16 protein-coding genes are annotated in these 21,188 nt (G+C 47.2%); all 16 read left to right on the top strand.

Annotated features, from left to right (window positions below):
• The first annotated feature begins 42 nt into the window (after nt 1–42).
• Nucleotides 43–570: a hypothetical protein gene (locus H581_RS0108745; RefSeq protein WP_028609694.1), complete on the top strand. Its 528-nt coding sequence runs from the start codon at nt 43–45 to the stop codon at nt 568–570.
• Nucleotides 571–1,005: 435 nt separating this feature from the next.
• Complete coding sequence (locus H581_RS36315) at nt 1,006–1,851, top strand: imm11 family protein (RefSeq protein ID WP_156889531.1); 846 nt, start codon at nt 1,006–1,008, stop codon at nt 1,849–1,851.
• Between the two features lie 449 nt (nt 1,852–2,300).
• Nucleotides 2,301–2,660, top strand: coding sequence for a DUF2750 domain-containing protein (locus H581_RS0108755; protein WP_028609695.1), 360 nt, complete (start codon nt 2,301–2,303; stop codon nt 2,658–2,660).
• A 151-nt stretch (nt 2,661–2,811) separates the two neighbouring features.
• Nucleotides 2,812–3,306, top strand: coding sequence for a hypothetical protein (locus tag H581_RS0108760; RefSeq protein WP_028609696.1), 495 nt, complete (start codon nt 2,812–2,814; stop codon nt 3,304–3,306).
• A 594-nt stretch (nt 3,307–3,900) separates the two neighbouring features.
• Nucleotides 3,901–4,422 carry a hypothetical protein gene (locus tag H581_RS0108765; protein ID WP_028609697.1) on the top strand — a complete coding sequence of 174 codons (522 nt, stop codon included), beginning with the start codon at nt 3,901–3,903 and terminating at the stop codon, nt 4,420–4,422.
• Between the two features lie 438 nt (nt 4,423–4,860).
• Nucleotides 4,861–5,613, top strand: coding sequence for a hypothetical protein (locus tag H581_RS0108770; RefSeq protein WP_028609698.1), 753 nt, complete (start codon nt 4,861–4,863; stop codon nt 5,611–5,613).
• A gap of 402 nt (nt 5,614–6,015) precedes the next feature.
• On the top strand, nt 6,016–6,585 hold the full coding sequence (locus tag H581_RS0108775) for a 3-oxoacid CoA-transferase subunit B (protein ID WP_245599988.1): 570 nt from the start codon (nt 6,016–6,018) through the stop codon (nt 6,583–6,585).
• 400 nt (nt 6,586–6,985) lie between these two features.
• Nucleotides 6,986–9,013 (top strand): PKD domain-containing protein, encoded by a 2,028-nt coding sequence (locus tag H581_RS0108780; protein ID WP_028609700.1) that lies wholly within the window; start codon nt 6,986–6,988, stop codon nt 9,011–9,013.
• 175 nt (nt 9,014–9,188) lie between these two features.
• A complete protein-coding gene (locus H581_RS0108785; RefSeq protein ID WP_028609701.1) occupies nt 9,189–10,910 on the top strand; it encodes a sensor histidine kinase in 1,722 nt (573 codons plus the stop codon).
• A 5-nt stretch (nt 10,911–10,915) separates the two neighbouring features.
• A complete protein-coding gene (locus H581_RS0108790) occupies nt 10,916–12,526 on the top strand; it encodes a response regulator transcription factor (protein ID WP_028609702.1) in 1,611 nt (536 codons plus the stop codon).
• A 252-nt stretch (nt 12,527–12,778) separates the two neighbouring features.
• A complete protein-coding gene (locus H581_RS0108795) occupies nt 12,779–14,521 on the top strand; it encodes an extracellular solute-binding protein (protein WP_245599980.1) in 1,743 nt (580 codons plus the stop codon).
• 73 nt (nt 14,522–14,594) lie between these two features.
• The gene (locus H581_RS0108800) at nt 14,595–15,551 is read left to right on the top strand and encodes an ABC transporter permease (protein ID WP_084134509.1); all 957 of its coding nucleotides are present in this window, start codon (nt 14,595–14,597) and stop codon (nt 15,549–15,551) included.
• 22 nt (nt 15,552–15,573) lie between these two features.
• Nucleotides 15,574–16,458: a carbohydrate ABC transporter permease gene (locus tag H581_RS0108805; protein WP_028609705.1), complete on the top strand. Its 885-nt coding sequence runs from the start codon at nt 15,574–15,576 to the stop codon at nt 16,456–16,458.
• A gap of 91 nt (nt 16,459–16,549) precedes the next feature.
• Nucleotides 16,550–17,626, top strand: coding sequence for a family 43 glycosylhydrolase (locus tag H581_RS0108810; RefSeq protein ID WP_028609706.1), 1,077 nt, complete (start codon nt 16,550–16,552; stop codon nt 17,624–17,626).
• A gap of 35 nt (nt 17,627–17,661) precedes the next feature.
• A complete protein-coding gene (locus H581_RS0108815; RefSeq protein WP_028609707.1) occupies nt 17,662–20,118 on the top strand; it encodes a glycoside hydrolase family 3 N-terminal domain-containing protein in 2,457 nt (818 codons plus the stop codon).
• Nucleotides 20,081–21,031, top strand: a complete 951-nt coding sequence (locus H581_RS0108820) for a nucleoside hydrolase (RefSeq protein ID WP_245599985.1) — start codon at nt 20,081–20,083, stop codon at nt 21,029–21,031. Before H581_RS0108815 ends, H581_RS0108820 begins: the two co-directional genes overlap by 38 nt.
• Nucleotides 21,032–21,188 lie beyond the last annotated feature (157 nt).

Below are 21,188 nucleotides of genomic sequence, written 5' to 3' on the forward strand. Positions count from 1 at the left end.
GATAATAGATTTACGGTTGCACATGAAAGGAGGATCAGAACGATGATACCAATGGCATTCTTTCTTTGGAATGAGCACCATTTTTCAAGAGCTCAGGATGAGATATCAAGGGAGCAAAGGTGCGCTAATAAATATGCGCGATTTAATTTAGCGCCGGTTTGGTTTGAAGAGAAAATCGGAAACGGTGCAGCTGCAGTAGATATCATGATGAATGGTTTTACAACGATGTTTGCAGCCAATGGGTTTAACCGGTCTGCTAAAGCTTTTATTAAATATGAAATTCCTAAAGCGGGACAAAATTTTACTGTAAAAGCTACAAATGGGTCCAATCCGGAGACTGATTCGTTAACAGTGACAATCAATCCAAAAAGTCTCGATCGAACCGATCTATCCAACACTGCCCTAACAGGAGCGCTTTGGCATGCCTGGATGCACCGTTTGGGATATCGGCACCCTGCAGGTTTGTATACCAGTTATTTTATTGGAGAATTTCCTATGTGTCTCATGCGGGGGTTTCGAGATAAGGTAGCCGGTGAAAAAGACAGTAGGCTTTTCCAGTTTTTAAGTTAATGTGAACAAATCAAATAAGGATAGATCCACCAGTATTGAAGGATTTGTATACGAATTGCAAGCTGCAACTGTGTTCCAGAACGAATTTCTGTATACACGGTAAGTTGGTGTCGAAATTTTTTAGGGGCGGCGTGGAGAAAGCGTGCAGTAAATGGAATTATTTAGGGTAGCTGTGCTCTCCCTCTATTCCCGTGCGCCTTCATGTTGCCGAAGTCTAACACGGAGTTCCCCTTCTTGTCTTTCATCCTTTACCAACCGGGCGAAATCCTGCGAATAAGCGAGCATTCGTGAGAAAAACATATCGTACCGAGGGAGTTGAATAAAACAGCGACAGTTTAGGATATTGTTTCCCCATCCATAGCTGCCGCTGTCTCTATAATTGTTGTCAGTCTATTACTTGTTTTACGAAGTCTGACGGTTTTTCGAAAAAGTCGCGTGGCTTTGGTGATTCCGAAAGGGGGAAGTGTAAGTGAAAATTTGGATACTTTAGCTGGTAACAATAACATGTCAGTGGACCCTATCAATTATGATAGCTTTGATTATGTATTTGGTTTTAATGGTAGGCCAACAACTGATTGGAAGCCGGCACAACTCAAAGTAATAAAAAAAGGTAAATTTCAAGACTTTGCTTACTTACACGGAGGTATCCCTATATTTAATAGAAATAGTTTGGATGTACTAAATGATTTATTGTTTGAATTCGTTGAATTATTGGATGTTGAAGTTACTAATAATATTGTTGAACTAAAAATGGTGAATGTAGTTAACCTTATTGATGCAGTAGATTATTCTCGGTCAGTTCCAGAGAGAACGTTAAGAGGTAAAGTTAATGGATTCAAAAAGATGCACTTTTTAGATGATAAAGTAGCTATGCAAACAATTTTCAAAACACCAGAATTTCCTTATACAAGAGTGTATGTCTCGGACAAATTTAGGGATGTAGTTTTAGCTTCTAAACTTAAGGGCTTCGAATTTATCGAAGCCTGGGATTCCGAACGAACGGATGAAATAGAAAAAGATGAGCAACAACGTTTTGAAGCTATTCTAGCAGAAATAGAGAAGAATAAAGGGACTGAATTTAGTTGGTCGGATGCTGTTGGGATGGTGAAGCAAGGAACAGCCGTTGCTAGTGGTTCGTGGAAGTTACAGAATGATAAGGATGGAAATATGCAAATTTCCAGACTTAGCTTAGATTGTAAGTATAGTTGGATTAATTCGGATATTGTACCGCCAATTCTTATTGGGTTAAAATGGCACGAAGTTGAAAAGTCGGACATGTAACTTTGACGACGGCCGCAGCCCGGGCCAATCCAGAGGCCGACTTCTCCATCTAGGTGATCCCGTATAGCTGCGCGTGACGGTAGAGTTGCTGTAATCCCAGGGCGAACAAGGTCGTCCTCTACGACAGCGGCATGTTCTTAGTGCCCAATAGCATCACGCGACAGGGTCCCCATCTCAGGCTGCAGTCAGGATGAGGGGCAGCCGCTTGACAGCGTAAGCGTGGATGAGGCCGTTGGCGACACCTTCCAGACATATGAGAAAAAGTGTGAGACTGAAAAATAGAGTTGAAGACTGAGAGAAACTAACGATTCGTCATTAAGCTAACGGGTACGATAGTTGAATGCCAAAGGGGCTGCCGTGCGGTAGTCCCTTCGCTCAGCTAACGGGCAGGATACTTTAATAAGAACGCAGAAAAATATAACCCAAAATGGAAATTTAATGAGGTGTACATGAGCCAATCATCAGCACAATCTCATGCATTTGTGGAAGAGATATTAGAGAATAAAAAAGTATGGGCAATAAAGGATGAACAAGGCTTTCCCAGTTCAACCAATATAAACGGTGAAACAGCAATCCCTTTCTGGTCATTGAAATCAAGAGCAGAGAAAGTAATTAAAAATGTTCCCGCATATATTACGTTTCAACCATACGAGATCAAACTAGAAGATTTTCTAACCAAATGGTTACCTGGTCTTGAAAAAGATAGCTTATATGTTGGTGTTAATTGGAGTGGGAACAGAGCAACGGGCTATGACTTAAAACCTAATGAGGTTTTAGAACGAATAAAACATGAGTGGAGGAAGAATTGAAGTCGCTCAACTAACGGGTACGATAGTTCAATGCTGAAGGGCTGCCGTGAGCAGCCCTTCGCTCATGGGACTAATGTTTGGCCAAGTAGATGTATAGAGTACGCAACCTTTAAAAGAATTGGACGTCCAAAATGTAAAGGAGGTTTCAATTATGAAATGGATAGCTGGAATTATGCTTTCATTGCTCATAGTGACTGGGTGTTCAAATGCAGAGGGGGTTGAACAAGGAAACAAACGTAACGAATTATCGAAGATGAAGACTGACTCTCGTAGCTATCTTGAGAATAAAGGGTACCAGATTGTTTCCTATGATGGACGTGCTGAGAGTTACGAACTGACAAAGCAGAAAATCATATCGCTGCCATATATGATGTATTGGGGATTGCAGTTAGTTGACCCTTCCAAATATTTTGGCAAGACAATCAACGTTGAAAAGTTCATTGTTAAAAATCATCCGCTTGCCAAAGGGAAAGTTGATATTTATTTATATGAAGTTGATGGTCAACCCATAGGGGGAACTTCATACCCGCATGGTGATACTTCAGATGGTGGATACTGGTCCATAGACGGCAAAACGATAGAAGAGCTTCAACCTAAGTCTTATCAGGACTGGAGTATGGAATGGGTTAATAAATATTCTGATTAAAAGGAGCTATTCAGCTAACGGGTACGATAGCACAGTTCTTGTTTGTTTTTTCTTCGTAGGAGCAACCCGGTATGCAGTGTGATTTGTCCTGCGTCGCCGGCGTGCTCCGAGACTTTTGCCTGGATCTTTCCGGAAGCAGCTGCGTGATTCCCTAGGCGATAGCGATGCTGGCTGCAGTAACTGCCCTGAGACTACCGCCTGCAGGTTATCATGATACATTTCCTTTAACCTTGTTTTCTTGGTTGGCTTGCCCGTATTGATTATGTAACCTTATTCATATTGACTGATCTTTAGTAAATAATTATGGTTAAAGCAATAATTTTAAAAGGGGCGGTAACGGTATGCGTGGAGGTAAAAAGGAAGTTGCTGGACGTTAGGTAATCGCTCAAATGGCATCGTCTACCTCCGTCAGTCTTAGCTGTTCTTCCAGCTGTTTTAATGTACGTATCTAGGGGGAGATTCTTTCCAGAGCGGTTCGTTTCCTATTGTGGTAATATGGGTTGGGGATTGAAAAAAACGGTTAATATACGAGGGGTTAAATGTCCCAATTAAGAAAGCAGTTATAGAGATTTATTTGCTAAAAGGAGGAATAAGATGATAAAAGGATACATTTTAATAGTAATAATGAGCATTTTACTATTGTGTGGTTGTTCTGAAGAAAGTATAAAGGAGAACACCATCGCACGGGAGAATTTAGATAATACTGCTGTTGACAGTGCAATAAAAACAAATAAGAAAGAAAGTTATAAATTACCTTTTAAAATAAAAACAATTGAGAGTAAAATAATTGACCTTAATGATCCTGCGATTGACCCACCACTTAAAGGAGTAAGGTATGAAGTATCATTATTCTCAAACGAAAAAATATCGCCTGAAAATTATTCATCTTATGAATTAGAAATTGCAGCTAATTCCACTTTAAAAGAATCTTTAGGGCCTATCCAATCTTTAATAAACTTAACCAAAACCTTAAGTGATGGGTATTTGTATAGCATTGCATTTGAAACTATTTACAGGAATTACTCACAAGAAGAACTTGAAAATTTAAAAAATGATCGCGACTTTCGAGTATTCTTGAACTATGAAGAGGTACGATATCCTGTTGAATTTCAATAAATCCCTGTTATACTTTGCGGTCAGTATCAGCTTCGCTGGTACTGGGCCCGGTTATGAAAACCGGATTCCTTTATAAAATAAAGGGTCCGGTTTTTTCATGTAATGAATTGCTTAGCGTACGATTTTTTCCGTTTCGTGAAGTGACCCCTTATTTGGCGCCGGCATCCATGTTGCCCAAGCCTGGCCAATCACAATTGGAGCCCAGTCAACATTATAACGAAAATGTACACTAAAGACTTTCCCGTCTCTTTTGTAAAAAGAAGTATGATTTCCCAATAACTACCGAATTCGTGTTTCGGAGAGGGAAGGCATATTCGAAAAATAGCTCTTTTTTATTTAGGCGAAATATTTTTAGAAAAAAAGAGGATATTTCCAAAAGAGGTGGAATTAGTTACATATATAGATCAATAAACTACTAAAATTGGAATGGAGAGGAAAATGAAGAAAAAGCTTTACACTGTTACTATGGCTGCGATGCTATCCTTTGCAGCGATTACGACTTCCGCATTTGCGGAACAGGCATCATCTGTTAAAGTTCCATCTGCTTTAAGCGCTGCTTTCGGTAATGAGGAGGGAGAAATTTCTAACTATAAGGAGTATGACACTGGCGTTAATCTAAATGCGCAAGTAACTGTTGTAGAACCAGCACTTGTGGCGAAGAGTAATTCTATGAATAATTCTAAGAATAATTCTCTTATACAGCCACTTGCTGAGGAGCGTCGAGTTTACTCACATACAACATATTCAATCGGGACACTACAAATTGCAGGTTATAGTGTGGGTCCAATTAACAATCAAAAATTTATTGTAAGTGTGGCAAAAGGTCATACGAATACTGCATCTTCTAGTCTTACTGTTACCGGAACTTTACAGGTATCGGGAAGTTTTAATAATAATGTTTTAGGACTTGTTAAATCTTCTCTAAATCTTTCTGCAACTGGTACGGTTTCAAAGTTCTATAATACAACTGATGTTTGGACTGGACCATCCGAAACTAGCCCATATAATACACGTGATTATTATGGGGCGATTGACTATGATAAATATAATATTAATGTAGTTCAACGTGATTACTATAACCATTATCTTGGAACAACATATATAGGCCAAGGATACGACACTTTTAACATTAGTGTGAATAATACGCTGAAACCGAAAAACATTGAATACAGTAGAGACCGAAATGTTTAACCCCCCAGATGTTTGCACTTCATGATAGCTACGCTGGTACTAGTGCTTTCCGCTACATAGCTGTAAATCAGCTGATAATGGAAAAGAGCTGCTCCTTCGGGGGTAGCTCTTTTTCCGTCACGCACTCAAAGCCATGCTCTCCATCACTTCCGTCAGTACGGCGACTGCACGTAAGCTGCCTACGCCTCGTCAATGGTCTTGAACGGTATGCAGCGGAATGAACCGCCATTTATAAGGATCGATGCGCACGACAACCCCTATCTCCTCCCTCTTCTTAGCCAAAATGGATTCCACTGATTAACTTTTCAATCTTATTGTATAAGAACGTATGTTCTGGTTATAATGTTAATAAGAAAGTATACAGGAGGTTGATTTGTCTGCATGAATCGAGAAAAAGTGATTATGTTGGCAGATTGCCAATCGTTTTATGCATCGGTGGAGAAGTTGCAGTCCGAGAACGGCCTGCTCGGTATCGGCCCCTACCCGGCGCCGGACCGCGTCGATCCCGACTTGATTAATGCCGGCAAAGAAACCGTCACCGCCATTACGGGCGCAGCTTATTTCAGCAGTGCCGATTCCTTCGCCATGATACGAGGCGGACATATCAATCTGGCGATTCTGGGCGGCATGGAAGTGTCCGCAACCGGAGATCTGGCCAATTGGACGATTCCCGGCAAGATGGTCAAGGGCATGGGAGGAGCCATGGACTTGGTGCACGGCGCGAAGAGGATCGTAGTCATTATGGACCACGTCAACAAGGCGGGCCAGCCCAAGATCGTTAACAATTGCAGCCTTCCCATGACCGGTAAGCAAGTTGTGAATCGGATCATTACCGACCGGGCGGTTATCGATGTTACGCCAGAAGGCCTGCATCTAGTTGAGGTCGCCGAAGGCTTCACGATCGAGGATATCCGTGGCGCAACGGAGCCGCCGCTTCTGCTGTCCGATACGCTGCAGTTGAATGCCTATTAGTGAGCTGGCTTAGCTACTTCCAGAGAGGAGCTGAGGACCATTTACACGAATCTCTTTGTTATCGTCACCGGCGCGATTTGTAGCAACCGCTCAAAAGAACAGGGGCTCCCGTACGCGGGCTGCCTCTTTTTGAAATACAAGAATTAATAAGTTTCACTCGTATAAATCACCTTGTATTTCTCCGGGTATCACCTTGTACATTGAAAACGAAATAAGCGGAAATTTAACGGTGAGTTACAGCCTGAACTCACAAATGAAAGATCAGAATCCAAACAAAGTCTAATATGCCTTTGAATCTCCCTCTTATATACTAGTCACGAGAGATCTCTTATGCGTTAAAGAATGTCACGGAATGAATTTGATTTAGAAAGCGCATTCATCTGATAGGGGGTAGAGTGACATGATTTCTTCGAGAAAATTAATACGCAAGGCTGCGACCGGGGCGCTGGCTATGGTTATGCTCAGTTCCATGTTAGTGCCAATCACTTCTGCAGCAGAAAGCAGCACGGCGTCTTTAAATGTAAGCGCCTCCACGTTAATTACGCCGGAAAGCGTAGATCCGTTGTACAACCGTCCCGTCATCGACAGCGAAACGGATCTGACCACCCCGGTGCCGCATCGTAAGGTATCCGGCCACTTCGAAGGTACGGACAAAAAGTTCACCTTCTACTTCCCGGCGAAGAATAAGTTTACCGGACGCTTCTTCCAAAACGTGTATCCGCTTCAGGATGAGAATGCCACCGATGTGAATGTCAACTTTGGTGCGGACAGCGGAGCATATACCGTGCAGACGAACGGTGGGGGCGGTTATCGGGTCGATGCCGCAGCGGCCAAGTTCTCCAGAACGGTAGCGGCGAAGTATTATGGCTGGTCCGGTCGCATCTACGGTTATATCTACGGTGGCAGCGGGGGCTCTTTTCAGACCATCGGCTCGTTAGAGGGCACTGAGGGTGTATGGGATGGTGCCGTGCCTTACATAACAGGCGTTCCAACCTCGATCCCCAATAATTTCTTCATTCGGGCTTTCGCGCGTTTCGTCTTAGAGAAGAAGGCGGAGCAGATCGCGGACGCGATGAGCCCGGGAGGCAGTGGAGATCCGTATGCCGGGCTTAACGATATGGAGAAGGCGGTACTGCAGGAGGTTACGAAACTAGGCGTTCCACTGCGGGCTTGGGAAGACTATAACTACTTACTTGGTCTGCATGATGCTGATGGGTTGCTCGGTTTTTTGACTGCCCTTTGCGGAATAGATCCTACTTATGTGGAGGACTTTTGGAATAAACCAGGATATTTGGGCACGGAGCAATCGGCTCTGGGCGAGCTGTTTCGTTCTTCCAAGGTCGACACCGCCTCCACCGTAACGCAAGTTACGCACGATGGACAGAATGTCGTGAAGAGCCTGACCCTCGATCGGGTACCGGATGTTACGACGCCGATGTATTGGCTTGATTACACCTTGCTTTCGGCCGACGGCACGACAACGGTTGGGAAGCTCTCAGGTTCATTCGATCCGGTAACGAAGGTATTCACCCTGGGGAAAGGAAATGCTGAGAACGTATTATCTGCCATCCATACCGGCTCAAAGTTGAAGATAGACAATCGCTGGTATCTGGCTGCGCTCTCTTATCACCGGCATCAAGTGCCGAAGGCGCTTAGCTTCACGGCTTGGGATCAGTTCAGAGCAGCTGACGGTACGCCAATATATCCACAGCGCGCCATGGAGATTGGACCGTTGATTGGCGGAAGCGTGTCCGGAGGCGCTGCGTACAGCGGCAATATCCACGCCAAAGTCATTATGGTCGTCAACCTGCTCGACATGGATGCTTATCCATGGAATGCCGATTGGTATAGCTCGAGGGTAAAGGAGTCGCTCGGCAATCGTTATGATGACAACTTCCGGGTCTGGTATAACGACAATGCGGATCACATCAGCCCAGCCCGTACCCGGCGGCTCGTGCAGTACGACGGTCTGCTCCAGCAAGCACTGCGGGATGTGAGTGCATGGGTAGAGAAGGGCGTGGCGCCAGCCCGTTCGACCAAGTATGAAGTCGCAGACGGTCAGGTTACAGTGCCGGAGAAAGCAACGCAACGTCAAGGCATTCAACCAGTCGTGGATTTGACCGTGGGCGGCGCAGCGAGGATCGATATCGCTGCCGGCCAGACGGCCACATTCACTGCTAAGATTCAGGTGCCTCCTGGAAGCGGGAAGATTGTACGAACCGAATGGGATTTTGCGGGTACGGGTGATTTCAAGGCGTGGGAATTCGGGGTACCTCGGCCGACGGTAAACATCTCGATGAAATTCAAGTATACCAAGCCAGGGACTTACTACCCGGCGATTCGAATCACTTCCCAGCGTGAAGGAGATGTGAACACGCCTTTCGCACAGGTTCAAAATCTCGGCCGCGTTCGAGTCGTCGTCCACTAAGAACGCTATACACCAATAGAGCGAGTAGCAGGAAGAAAACGAACGTTGAGGTGTTGAATAGCAAAGATCAAGGGGAGAGCCGATTTGCGGCTTTCCCTTTTCCGCATAATATCGCTATGATAATGAAAGACGCTCCCTGTGCGAGCTCATCTTTTTATTCAGGGGAAGGTTAAAGATGCAGATATTCAAGAAAATAGGCTCACTTCCAATACTGCCTAAGATTGCGCTCACCTTTCTGATGGTGCTTACGCCGCTTTTCTATTTAGGGCTGCAGATGAACGAAGCCGGCGCGGATATCGTCCGACAAGAGATCGCGGGTTCGTTGTCTTCGCGCGTAGAATTGTATATGGACATCCTGGACGGCGATTTTGATCGAACGATGCGGCTGCTGCGGGAGTACGTCAATGACGAGGACCTCATGAAACTGAGCACAACCTCGGAGATTATGCCGGTCATCGAACGAACCCGATCGGTGCTTCGACTGAAGCAGCAGATGGATATATTGAGCCGCTCGAGTGCGTTTATCAAGAATGCGATGGTCTTCATTCCCATGATGAACAGGATTGTGGCCTCTAACTCCAATTCGATTGTCGATTTCAATGATGACATGTTCCGGGCCTTATCTGAACCCACGCAACCGCTTGAGTCGCCTTTTCATATTTGGGATCAACGTGTCTTTATCACGATGCCGTATGGGTTTGTCAACGATAGGCCGCTGTTTCTGATTGCCGTTGAGATCTCGAACCAGGAAATAACAGCGCAGCTCAAGCAGTTTGCCGTGGAAGATAGTATTGCTGTTCTCTCGAGCAGCAGTATGGTCTGGTCCTCTCTTGGTGCAAGTGCTCCTGCGTTAGATCATGCAACAAAGACGATGTTATATGCAGCGGAAGAAGGCAACCGAAGAGTATCGATTGACAACAAAGATTATTTGCAATCCGTCAAAAATTCAGAAATCCTACATACAAAACTGATGATGATGGTACCTTCCGAAAAAGTGGAGAAACCGCTCGACCGGTACCGGAACTGGGTGTTTGTCCTTTATGGCGTCGCCGTGTTGGTTATCATTGCCTTCTCGCTCAGCATGTACCGTATTATTCACCGGCCGCTCATGCAGCTTGTACGCTCGTTCAGCAAAATCGAGCAGGGAAAATTCGACGTGTCCGTTGAATATCCGTTCCAGGACGAGTTCGGTTATTTATACAAACAGTTGAATGCGATGGTCCGGGAGCTGAAGCGACTAATCCAAGAAGTCTATGAACAGCAGTACCGAACTCGTCTAGCCGAGCTAAAGCATCTTCAGTCTCAGATCAATCCTCATTTTCTGTATAACACGTTCTTTATCCTATACCGGATGGCGAAGCAGGATGGGAATGACCGAATTATGGGATTGACGAAGCACCTTGGCGAATACTTCCAGTTTATTACCCGGGACGATATTGAAGAGGTCACCTTGGCCAGCGAAGCGGCTCACTCGAAATCCTATACGGAGATTCAATCGATCCGATTCTCCAACCGCATCACGGTTCGTTTCGCCGAAGTGCCGAAGGAGGCGGAGCACCTCCTCGTCCCGCGTCTCATTCTTCAGCCGATCATCGAGAATGCTTTCGTGCATTCATTGGAGAAAAAAGCAAAAGGCGGCATACTCGAAGTCGATTTCCGCATGACGGAAAGCGAGCTGCTCATCCGCGTGGAAGATAGCGGAGGGATCGAAGACGAGAAAATCGCGCGTCTCCAAGCGCTGCTGAACGGACAGCAGGACGTTACGGTCACGACGGGTATGATCAACGTGCACAGGCGTTTGCAAATCAAGTTTGGCGGCTCGGCAGGTCTGCACTTGAGCAATGGCGATTTCGGCGGACTTAAGATCATTGTCGTCATCCCCCTGAAGGAGGTTTAAACCGAATGTTTAGATTACTGATCGTTGATGACGAACCGTTCACCGTCGATGGACTTTACGAGATGCTACAGGATGAACCAGACCTGGATCTGGATATATACCGGGCCTATTCCGCTGAAGAAGCGATCGGCTGGTTGTCCCGCACAAAGATGGATATCGTGCTGAGCGATATTCGCATGCCGGAGATGAACGGGTTGGAGCTGCAGCAATGGATTCAGTCTCGCTGGCCGCGTTGCAAAGTCATTTTTCTGACAGGGGTCAACGATATTCAATATGCGCAGCAAGCGCAGCGCGGCGGCGGCGTCGACTATATCCTCAAAACCGAAGGTGACGAAGCGATCGTCAAAAGCATACGGCGCGCGTCGAGCGCGATTCAGGAAGATTATCGTAACGAGGACCTTCTCATTCGTGCCAAAGGCCAGTTGAAGGAGCTGCTGCCGATGCTGCGCCGCGAATGGTTTACGGTCTTATTGGAGCAGGGGGACTTGGCAACTGCAAACCTCCCCGATCGCCTGCGAGAGCTGGACACGATACTTCGTGCCGATGATCATGTCATGCTCGTCTGCGGGCGCGTCGATCACTGGGATGAACACTATAGTATGTCCGATCAATCGTTGCTCTTGTATGCGGTGCAAAATATTGCCGAGGAATACATGGATCGAGTCGTTATGCTCCCCGTCATGCTCGGCGGCGCTTATTTTGCTTGGCTTATTCAACCGAAGAATGCTAGCGCTACGAATTGGAACGAATTGCCTGCCTATACCCAAGGAACGCTGGAGAGCATTCAGCAAACGTGCACGGCATTACTCCATATTCCGGTGTCTTTTATTAGCCATGAAAAGCCCATCGGCTGGCGTGATATTGCAAAGAATTATCAGCTATTAAAACAAAGCCTTATCTTAGGTCTTGGCAACGGTCGGGAAATGATTCTCCTCCACCGAGGAGAGGCCGCTTCAGATGAGGCTCAGGCAGTACCCGAATCGCTTCTAACCCGAATCGAAAGCGCAATCGAGATGGGTCAGAAATCGTTATTTTTGGAGCTGTTGGACGAGCTGTTCCATGGCCAAGGGAATCGATTCACCGTGTATGCACAGACCTATTATGCCGTCGCCGTCATTTTGCTCCAACAATGGAATAAAACAGACCGATTGGACAACGCTGCCGAGGCGGATTCCGAGCTGAAGATCCATAGACTGCTTGACATAAACGCGCACAAGACCAAGGAGCAAGCGGTACAGTTCTTAAGCGAGTTGGGCTGCAATCTAATACGTCACGGCAAGCGGGAGTTGGACGAGAGGACGGAACGCATTATCCAGAAGCTGAACCGGTATATCGTCGAGCATCTGGATAACGATCTTTCGTTGGCAATCCTTGCAGAGGCCGTCTATCTGAATCCTTCCTATTTGTCGAATTTGTATAAGACCTCTACTGGACGCAATATTTCCGACTACATCACCGAGCTTAGAGTCGATAAGGCGAAGGCTTTGCTTGCCGAATCTCAGGCAAAGGTTCAAGATGTGGCAGTGGCGGTCGGCTTTGATACAGCGGGGTACTTTACCCGATTTTTCAAGAAGCATGTCGGCGTAACGCCGCAGGAGTTTCGCAGCAGACTGTAATCTCCAATTGAATAATGGGCACCTGTCACGCGCCATTAGTCGAAATTGAATAGCTATATTTTAGGGGAAGCCTATATCCGGGCTTTCCTTTTTCGTTTTGTCATGGGAACAAGATCCGGTCGAGCGAAAACTCGTAAACGAAAGTACAGAATACAAACAGAGTGCAATATACGGTGAAGGGGCCTTCTAATTATACTTAATACATGAGATCTCTCAATAATCTCTGAAAACATAAACCAGGGGGAACAAAGCATGAAGAAACGTCGAGGATTGTTGGCAGTATCCAGTCTGTTGGTCCTTAGCTTGACTGTAAGCGCATGCAGTTCTAATAATGATGCGGTGAATGACACGAGCAAAGAAGGAAACGGTAACGCTGAAACAACTCCTGTAACCGAGTCCGCGAACCCTGAGGATCTTTATCTCGGGAAGTACGAGGAGCCTATCGAAGTATCGACGGTACGTATTCTGAGTCCTTCAGTTAAGTTTACGGGCAGTGAAACAATTGATAACAACGTGTGGTATACGGAATATGCAAACAAGCTTGGCATTAAGCTGACAAACGAATGGTCTGTGGTTGGCGACGAACCTGGCGGCCAAGGCGAACAAAAGATGAACGTCTCGATCGCATCCGGAGACTTACCGGATATCGTTCCGCTGAACGCCTCGCAGCTGCGTCAATTGGCGGATGCGGGCAAGCTCGCGGACTTGACGGAACTCTATGAAAAATATGCGAGTCCAAAAACGAAAGAAGTTATGACATCGTCAGGTCCTGAAGCGCTCGCATCCGCCACTTTCGATGGCAAATTGCTTGCTATTCCGTCCCCGACATCCAAAATTGACCAAGCGCAGATGATTTGGATCCGCACCGATTGGATGAAGAAGCTGGGCCTTGAAGCACCTAAGACCATGGATGATATCTTTAAGATCATGGATGCTTTCGTAAATCAGGATCCTGATGGCAATGGCAAAAAAGATACGTACGGCATGGCGATGGACAAAGATTTGTACGGTTTCTTCGACGGGCTAGAAGGCTTCTTCAATAGCTATCATGCGTACCCGCGCCAACAAGGAAAAGCGAATTGGGTTCAAGCTGAAGACGGCAGCTTAGAATTCGGCAGCATCCAGCCTGAAGTCAAGACGGCGCTAGGCAAACTGCAGGAACTGTATAAGAAAGGCTACATCGACCCGGAATTCGGCGTGAAAGATTGGAACAAAGAAAAAGAGCTGGTTGTCTCTGGAAAGATTGGTCTTTGGTTCGGCAGTATGTCGGCCCCGCTCGTATTGCAAGATCTTAAGAACGCCGATCCAAATGCGGATTTGATGCCATTCCCGCTCGTGTCCATTGATGGGCAAGCTGCAAAAGCACAAATACCTGGTATTAATCTTAAAACGCCACAATATCTTGCGGTGACAAAAGGTGCGAAGAATCCGGAAGCGCTGCTTAAAATGATTAATCTCTTTTTCGAAGTCACCTACGGTAAAACGTACACGCAAGAACAAGTCGACAAACTGTCAACAAGCCCAGTTGATGGAATCGAGCGTTGGATGTACTCCATTTATACGGCCGAACCGGAAAAGAACCTGACTACACATCGCTTGATGAAGCAAATTTTCACGACCAAAGAGAAGACAGAAGCGGACGTTTCAGTCGAACAGATGGGCGCTTATCGAAGTGTCAAGAAAGCCGTGAATGCTGAGAAGATGGAGACGATCGACTGGGCCTTGAACCGCGTTTTCAGCCCAGCGGATTCATCCTTCAACATCATCGATAACTATGACAAGGACGGTTTGCTGCTGCCTAGCGCTTTCAGCCAAGTCATGACGGAAACGATGACCAAGCGGGATTCCACGCTGCTTAAACAAGAACTCCAGACCTTTACTAACATTATTCTTGGTGAACCGCTCGATAGCTTTGACAAATTCGTTGAGAACTGGAAGAAACTTGGCGGCGATGAGATGACGAAGGAAGTCAATGAATTAATGAGTTCCAAATAAATAGAAGCCCGTTCGAATTCTGTCCTCTTCCGGGACAGAATTCGGCCATAAGGGCAAGAAAGGAAGATCCGCCGTGTTGAATAAAGTGACAGAAGATCGGATAGCCATCGTGGAATCGGCGGCCAAGCCGGCGAAAAAGCGGGCTTGGAAATTTCAACTGCCCTTGCATCTCATGATCTTGCCAGGACTGCTCTTGATTCTTGTTTACAGCTACGGTCCTATGCTCGGTGCCATCATTGCTTTCCAGGATTTTAATCCCGCTCGCGGCATATTTGATTCCGAATGGAGCGGCCTTGATAATATCCGTTACGTAATGGCATTGCCTGGATCCTTCCAGATCATCTGGAATACACTCATCATTGCAGTAATGAAGATAGTAGTCGGCTTGATTGTACCGATCGTAGTTGCTTTGATGCTTAACGAAGTTCGCAAAGAGTTATTCAAACGAACGGTTCAGACGTTAGTTTATTTGCCGCACTTCTTGTCTTGGATTATTCTCGGTGGGGTTTTAATCGATATTTTGTCCCCTTCATACGGAATCGTTAACCAAATGTTGAATTGGTTCGGGATTGATTCGATCTATTTCTTGGGCAGCAACGATTGGTTCCGCCCCGTTCTGGTCACATCGGACGTGTGGAAGGAATTTGGGTTTAATACCATAGTATATTTAGCTGCGCTAACAGGCATCAACCCAACGTTGTACGAAGCAGCTGTTATTGACGGAGCGAATCGGTGGAAACAGACCCTATACGTGACTTTGCCAGGTATGGCACCGATCATTATTTTGACAGCAACGCTGGCTTTGGGCCAAGTTCTCAACGCCGGCTTCGACCAAGTATACAATTTGTATAGTCCTCAAGTTTATGAAACAGGCGACATTATCGATACATTCGTTTACCGGATTGGCATCGTTGATGCACAGTACGGAGTAGCGACAGCCGTTGGTCTCTTCAAGTCGGTCGTTTCTCTGATTCTGCTTTCGACGTCTTACTTCCTTGCCTACCGATTCGCTAATTACAGGATATTCTAAGAGGGAGAGGGGACGAACAATCATGGTGGAACGCTTAACGATCAGCCGTAGGCTGTTTATCGGGTTCAATTACATTTTCCTGGCGCTCTTGTCGATTCTGTGCATATTACCGCTCGTTCACGTCCTTGCGGTATCGTTCAGCTCCAGTTCCGCAGCTGCCGCAGGTTACGTTAAGCTGTGGCCGGTCGAATTCACGTTGGAATCGTATAAATACGTCCTTGGGAAAGAAGAGTTTTTTGAATCCATCCTGATGACGATCAAACGCGTCGCCGTCGGCCTGACCGTCAATATGGTGCTGACGATACTTGTCGCGTATCCGCTGTCGAAAGAGGTAAACAAATTCCGGGGGCGGACGATCTACGCTTGGGTGTTTGTGTTTACAATGCTATTCAACGGCGGACTAATTCCGCTATATATGATGGTGAAATACACCGGAATTCTCGATTCCGTATGGGCGCTTGTCCTGCCGCAAGCGGTACCAATTTTTAATATGATTTTATTGCTCAATTTCTTCCGTGGCTTGCCGAAGGAATTGGAAGAGGCAGCCTTTATGGACGGTGCCGGCCATTGGACAACACTCTGGAAAGTGTATGTGCCGTTATCCGCACCAGCTTTGGCTACCATTACGCTGTTTACCATGGTATTTCATTGGAATTCCTGGTTTGACGGTCTGATTTTCATGAATTCACCGCATAATTACCCATTACAAAGTTATCTGCAAACCGTGGTTATTCAGCAGAATTTCACTTCAGCCAGCCTTGAAACGATTGCGGAGCTGTCGAAAATCAGCGACCGAACCTTTAAATCGGCACAGATCTTCCTTGGTTCACTGCCGATACTACTCGTGTATCCGTTCCTGCAGAGGTTCTTCATGAAAGGGATCGTGCTCGGCAGCGTGAAGGAGTAGCAAGGCAAGGCTTGAATTGTTAGTGAGAGATTGCTCATTCAGAAATTAGGAAAGTCGGACGTCATACGAATAAAGATTAGGGGAGATTCAATTGGCATACACATCGATTAAGCCTGGCCAGGTCTGGCTCGACACCGAAGGAAAGCGAATTCAGGCTCACGGCGGATCTATTATTACCGTAGGCGATACGTTCTATTGGTACGGGGAGAACAAAGAAATGACGAAGGCCGGCAGCGGAATTTGGCACTGGGGAGTAAGATGCTACGCCTCGAAAGACTTGTACAACTGGGAAGACCAAGGCGTTATCATCCCTCCGGATGTTGACGACATCGATTCCCCGCTGCATCCTGCTCAGCATATGGACAGGCCGCATATTGTCTTTAACGAGAAAACGCAGAAATATGTATGTTGGATGAAGATTATGAGGACAGATGGGCAAAAATCTACGATCTTGACAGCGGACCATATCCTTGGTCCTTACACGGTCGTAAGAAAAGATCTCCGCCCTTTGAATATGGGCGCCGGCGATTTCGATTTGGTCATCGCTCCGGACGGCAAGGCCTATTATTACTTTGAAAGAGTCCATTCCGAACTCATCTGCGCCGATCTCACGGACGATTATACGGACGTAACCGGTTACTATTCTACGCATTTCCCTAACGTCCAGCCTCCTTTCGTGCGGGAAGCGCCTGCTTATTTTAATCGAAAAGGGCTTCACTATTTATTTACATCGGGAACGACCGGCTATCATCCAAACCCGTCGGAAGTCGCTTGCGCGAAAACCTTCCATGGACCGTGGGAGGTTCTGGGGGATCCGCATCCGGACGACCAGACGCGAACGTCTTATAATTCGCAAATTACGTCCGTCTTTAAGCACCCATTCAAGAAAGATCTGTATATCGCGCTCGCAGATCGATGGATACCGAATCTTCCGGACCTTGTCGGGGAACGTTTTGCGGATGGCACGCAATCTCGTATCGCGGCCGACATTTATAAATCGGTCTTTGACCCGGAGATTGATTATGAGTTGAAAGAAGAAGACAAACTCCCCGTATCGCTTGACTTTGATACCTGCCATTCCGATTATGTATGGCTGCCAGTCCGGTTCGATGGCAACATGGCGTACCTGGATTGGAAGGAAGAATGGAGAATTGAGGATTACGAGTAGTCATGCTACGGCTAGAACGAGAGTGGAGGAAACGCATGGACACAAAAACGCACATCTATTTGGATGCTTCCCTTTCTGCTCAAGAGCGTGCGGATGATTTGTTGCAACGCATGAGTATCGAAGAAAAAATGGGTCAGATCGTCGGCTATATGCCGGACAAAGGGTCGATTGAAAAGCTGGAGCAGGACTATCCCCAAGGCGCGGGCGAAGTTGTCATGTTATTCGCGGGCGAACTTGCGAACAAGGAATCCGTTGTGGAGAAGGTAACCCGCATCCAGAATAAAATCATGGAATTAAGCGAGCACAATATTCCCGCCATTTTCCATCTCGAAACGATAGCGGGCGCGCTGCTCCCGGAAGCGACAAGCTTCCCGACTGGAATCGGCCAAGCCTCCACCTGGAATCCCGCGCTCCAGAAAGAATTGGCTAGAATCATAAGCAATCAGGCCCGGGCCGTCGGCGTCTCGCATGCATTCGCCCCGGTGCTCGATATTGCCCGCGATCCTCGCTTCGGTCGTCTTGGCGAGACATATGGGGAAGACCCTGCGCTAGCGGCAGCGATGGGAACGGCCTACGTTTCGGGCTTGCAAAATGACGGGAACCTCCAAGAAGGGGTACTGGCCTGCGCCAAACATTTTCTCGGCTACCACATGACCCAGGGAGGCATTCATGCCGCCGCAACGCCGATTCCTCCGCGAATGCTGCGCGAGGTCTATGCGAAGCCATTCCAAGCCGCCATGACCCTTGCCAACATGAGATCGATCATGAATACGTACAGTTCTATCGATGGCGAACCCGTCGTTGGTTCCCGTAAGTATCTCACCGAATTTCTGCGCGATGAAATGGGCTTTGACGGCTTAGTCGTATCCGACTACACCTCCATCTCAGAGCTTCATACGAGGCATATGGTATCGGAGACGAGAACGGATGCCGGTGAATTGTCCTTGAAGGCAGGCATGGACGTGGAACTGCCTTCGAAAGACTGTTATAACGACGAATTAATGCAGCGGATTCGCGACGGCAAAGTCTCAATAGAACTTCTCGATCAAGCCGTCCACCGCGTATTGGTCGCGAAGTTTGAACTGGGATTGTTTGAGAATCCTTACCCGATGTCGAGCGATGCCGTGGAACAGATTTATACAGACCCTAACAATAAAGAAATCAGCTTGGAAGCGGCGCGTCAATCGATCGTGCTGCTGAAAAATAATGGCGTATTGCCGTTGCAAAGGGCCGCGAAAAAGAAAATCGCCGTCATCGGCCACCATGCGGCGTCCACGAGATCGTTATTCGGCGGCTATTCGTATACGAGCTTGTTCGATGCGATGCTGAATGTCGGGAACACGATGGCCGGCGTAGACTTCGAGAAAATTTCAAACCTGGGCGCAAGCGAGTTCGGCGTGGACAAGAATCATTATACGTACCCTGGAAGTATCGTTCAGGTCGAAAGTCCGAAAACGGAAGAGCTTGTGAGAAATCACTATCCGACGAGCAATAATCTACTCGAGCAGATTATTCTGGAATGTCCGAATGCCGAAGTAACTTACGCTTACGGTTACGCTTATGCGGGGAACGATACGTCCATGCACGATGAGGCATTGGCAGCAGCGGCTGAAGCGGATGTGGTCCTTCTTACTTTAGGCGGGAAGCATGGCTGGGGCATGTTCTGCACAACTGGCGAAGGCATCGATTCGACGAATATCGGGCTTCCAGACTGCCAGGAAAGCTTCATCCGGAAATTGGCTGCTTTGAAAAAGCCGACGGTTGCGGTTCATTTTGACGGCGGACCGATATCGAGCGACATGGCCGATCAGCACATCGACGCGATTATCGAGGCTTGGAATTCAGGCCAATACGGCGCGAAAGCCGTGACGGATATTCTATTCGGCGATTATAATCCGGCGGGAAGATTGCCCTTCTCGGTTGCTTACAACGCCGGACAAGTGCCTCTCTTCTATAATCACGACCATGGGTCGAGCTACCATGTCGGCACCGCGAATGAATATACGAGTTATCTGGATTGCCCTCGTGAGCCCCGGTATTACTTTGGGCATGGCCTATCATACACATCGTTCCGATATTCGAATATGACAGTCGGCAAGGAAGCGTATGAGCCTACCGAGCAAGTTATTGTCGCGGTCGATGTCACGAATGAGGGAGCGGTATTCGGCGAGGAAGTCGTGCAGCTCTACATTCGCGACAAATTTGCGAGCGTTGTGCGTCCCGTGCAAGAACTGGCCGGTTTCGTCAGAGTCCCGCTGCAACCGAGCGAGACGAGAACGGTCCAATTTCGGATGGACTTAAGTCAAATTGCTTTCCTGGATACTTGCATGAAATGGAAAATCGAGGCAGGCGAGATCGAGGTTATGATTGGGGCTTCATCCCATGATGTCCGGGCGAAAGGTGCTTTCCGGATTAGCTCCGATCTGTTCATTGACGGAAGAACGAGAGGGTTTTATGCAGATGCAACGATTCAATCGGCAGAAAGAGAGTAGGATTGGCATGCATTTTCATGTGCCAGACCCGAAGCGGGTCAGAGTGCTTATGAATACGGACGCGAAGAATGAGGCGGACGACCAGTACGCTATCGTACATGCTTTGCTCACGCCGATGTTTATGAACAAGGGAATTATCGCGGCACATTTCGGTACCGGGCGGACAACCGATTCAATGGAAGAAAGCTATGCCGAAGTGAAGCATGTTCTAAATCTGATGGGGGATGCCGGAGAGGTGCCGGTCTACAAAGGGGCAGCTCACGCGCTGCAGGATGAGCAAACGCCTGTTGTTTCAGAAGGCGCGGACGCGATTATCCGCGAGGCGCTCTCGGATGATCCTCACCGGCTTTTCGTCGTCTTCCTTGGGCCCTTGACCGACTTGGCTTCCGCCTACCAAATGGAACCTCGTATTGCAGACCGCTTGACGGCAATATGGATCGGCGGAGGTCCATACCCGAACGGCAGAAATGAATTCAACCTGAGCAACGATATTCACGCGGCTAACGTAGTAATGGGTTCCCGTATTCCACTCTGGCAGGTACCGCAAAACGTGTATAGCACGATGCGGGTCAGTCTGGCGGAATTGGAAGCCCGGGTGAGTCCGCACGGCGAAATCGGGAAGTACCTGTTCGAGCAGCTCATTCAATTTAATGACGACAATGCGCACGGTTGGCCAAGAGGCGAGTGCTGGGGCTTGGGCGATTCCCCGGTTGTTAGTCTCATTCTCGACGATCTGGAGTTCTCAGACGGTTTCGTTACGGTACCCGCGCCGCGAATCACGCCCGAGATGCATTATGTCCATCATCAAACGGAACGGATGATCCGGGTTTACCGGAATGTTGACGTCCGATTTACATTGGAAGACATGTACGCCAAACTGGAGTTGTTCGCCAAGAAACAGGCTGCAAAATAAAGGAGAACAGTAAGTAATCCGCTTCAATTGCGGATTACTTACTGTTCTTTTATCAGACTTCCTGGAACGAACCGATTATACACCCAATACAAAGATCATAAAGAATCATAGACGATAATAGTGATTAACGTTATTTATGGCAGAAAGGCCGTCACGC

Origin of the sequence: Paenibacillus harenae DSM 16969 (assembly GCF_000422465.1) — a bacterium.
Classification (GTDB): Bacteria; Bacillota; Bacilli; order Paenibacillales; family Paenibacillaceae; genus Pristimantibacillus; species Pristimantibacillus harenae.

What these genes read in the sequence shown, in the direction of transcription:
- H581_RS0108745 (WP_028609694.1), top strand. Translation starts at nt 43, where the DNA reads ATGATACCAATGGCATTCTTTCTTTGGAATGAGCACCATTTTTCAAGA.
- H581_RS0108755 (WP_028609695.1), top strand. Translation starts at nt 2,301, where the DNA reads ATGAGCCAATCATCAGCACAATCTCATGCATTTGTGGAAGAGATATTA.
- H581_RS0108760 (WP_028609696.1), top strand. Translation starts at nt 2,812, where the DNA reads ATGAAATGGATAGCTGGAATTATGCTTTCATTGCTCATAGTGACTGGG.
- H581_RS0108765 (WP_028609697.1), top strand. Translation starts at nt 3,901, where the DNA reads ATGATAAAAGGATACATTTTAATAGTAATAATGAGCATTTTACTATTG.
- H581_RS0108770 (WP_028609698.1), top strand. Translation starts at nt 4,861, where the DNA reads ATGAAGAAAAAGCTTTACACTGTTACTATGGCTGCGATGCTATCCTTT.
- H581_RS0108775 (WP_245599988.1), top strand. Translation starts at nt 6,016, where the DNA reads ATGTTGGCAGATTGCCAATCGTTTTATGCATCGGTGGAGAAGTTGCAG.
- H581_RS0108780 (WP_028609700.1), top strand. Translation starts at nt 6,986, where the DNA reads ATGATTTCTTCGAGAAAATTAATACGCAAGGCTGCGACCGGGGCGCTG.
- H581_RS0108785 (WP_028609701.1), top strand. Translation starts at nt 9,189, where the DNA reads ATGCAGATATTCAAGAAAATAGGCTCACTTCCAATACTGCCTAAGATT.
- H581_RS0108790 (WP_028609702.1), top strand. Translation starts at nt 10,916, where the DNA reads ATGTTTAGATTACTGATCGTTGATGACGAACCGTTCACCGTCGATGGA.
- H581_RS0108795 (WP_245599980.1), top strand. Translation starts at nt 12,779, where the DNA reads ATGAAGAAACGTCGAGGATTGTTGGCAGTATCCAGTCTGTTGGTCCTT.
- H581_RS0108805 (WP_028609705.1), top strand. Translation starts at nt 15,574, where the DNA reads ATGGTGGAACGCTTAACGATCAGCCGTAGGCTGTTTATCGGGTTCAAT.
- H581_RS0108815 (WP_028609707.1), top strand. Translation starts at nt 17,662, where the DNA reads ATGGACACAAAAACGCACATCTATTTGGATGCTTCCCTTTCTGCTCAA.
- H581_RS0108820 (WP_245599985.1), top strand. Translation starts at nt 20,081, where the DNA reads ATGCAGATGCAACGATTCAATCGGCAGAAAGAGAGTAGGATTGGCATG.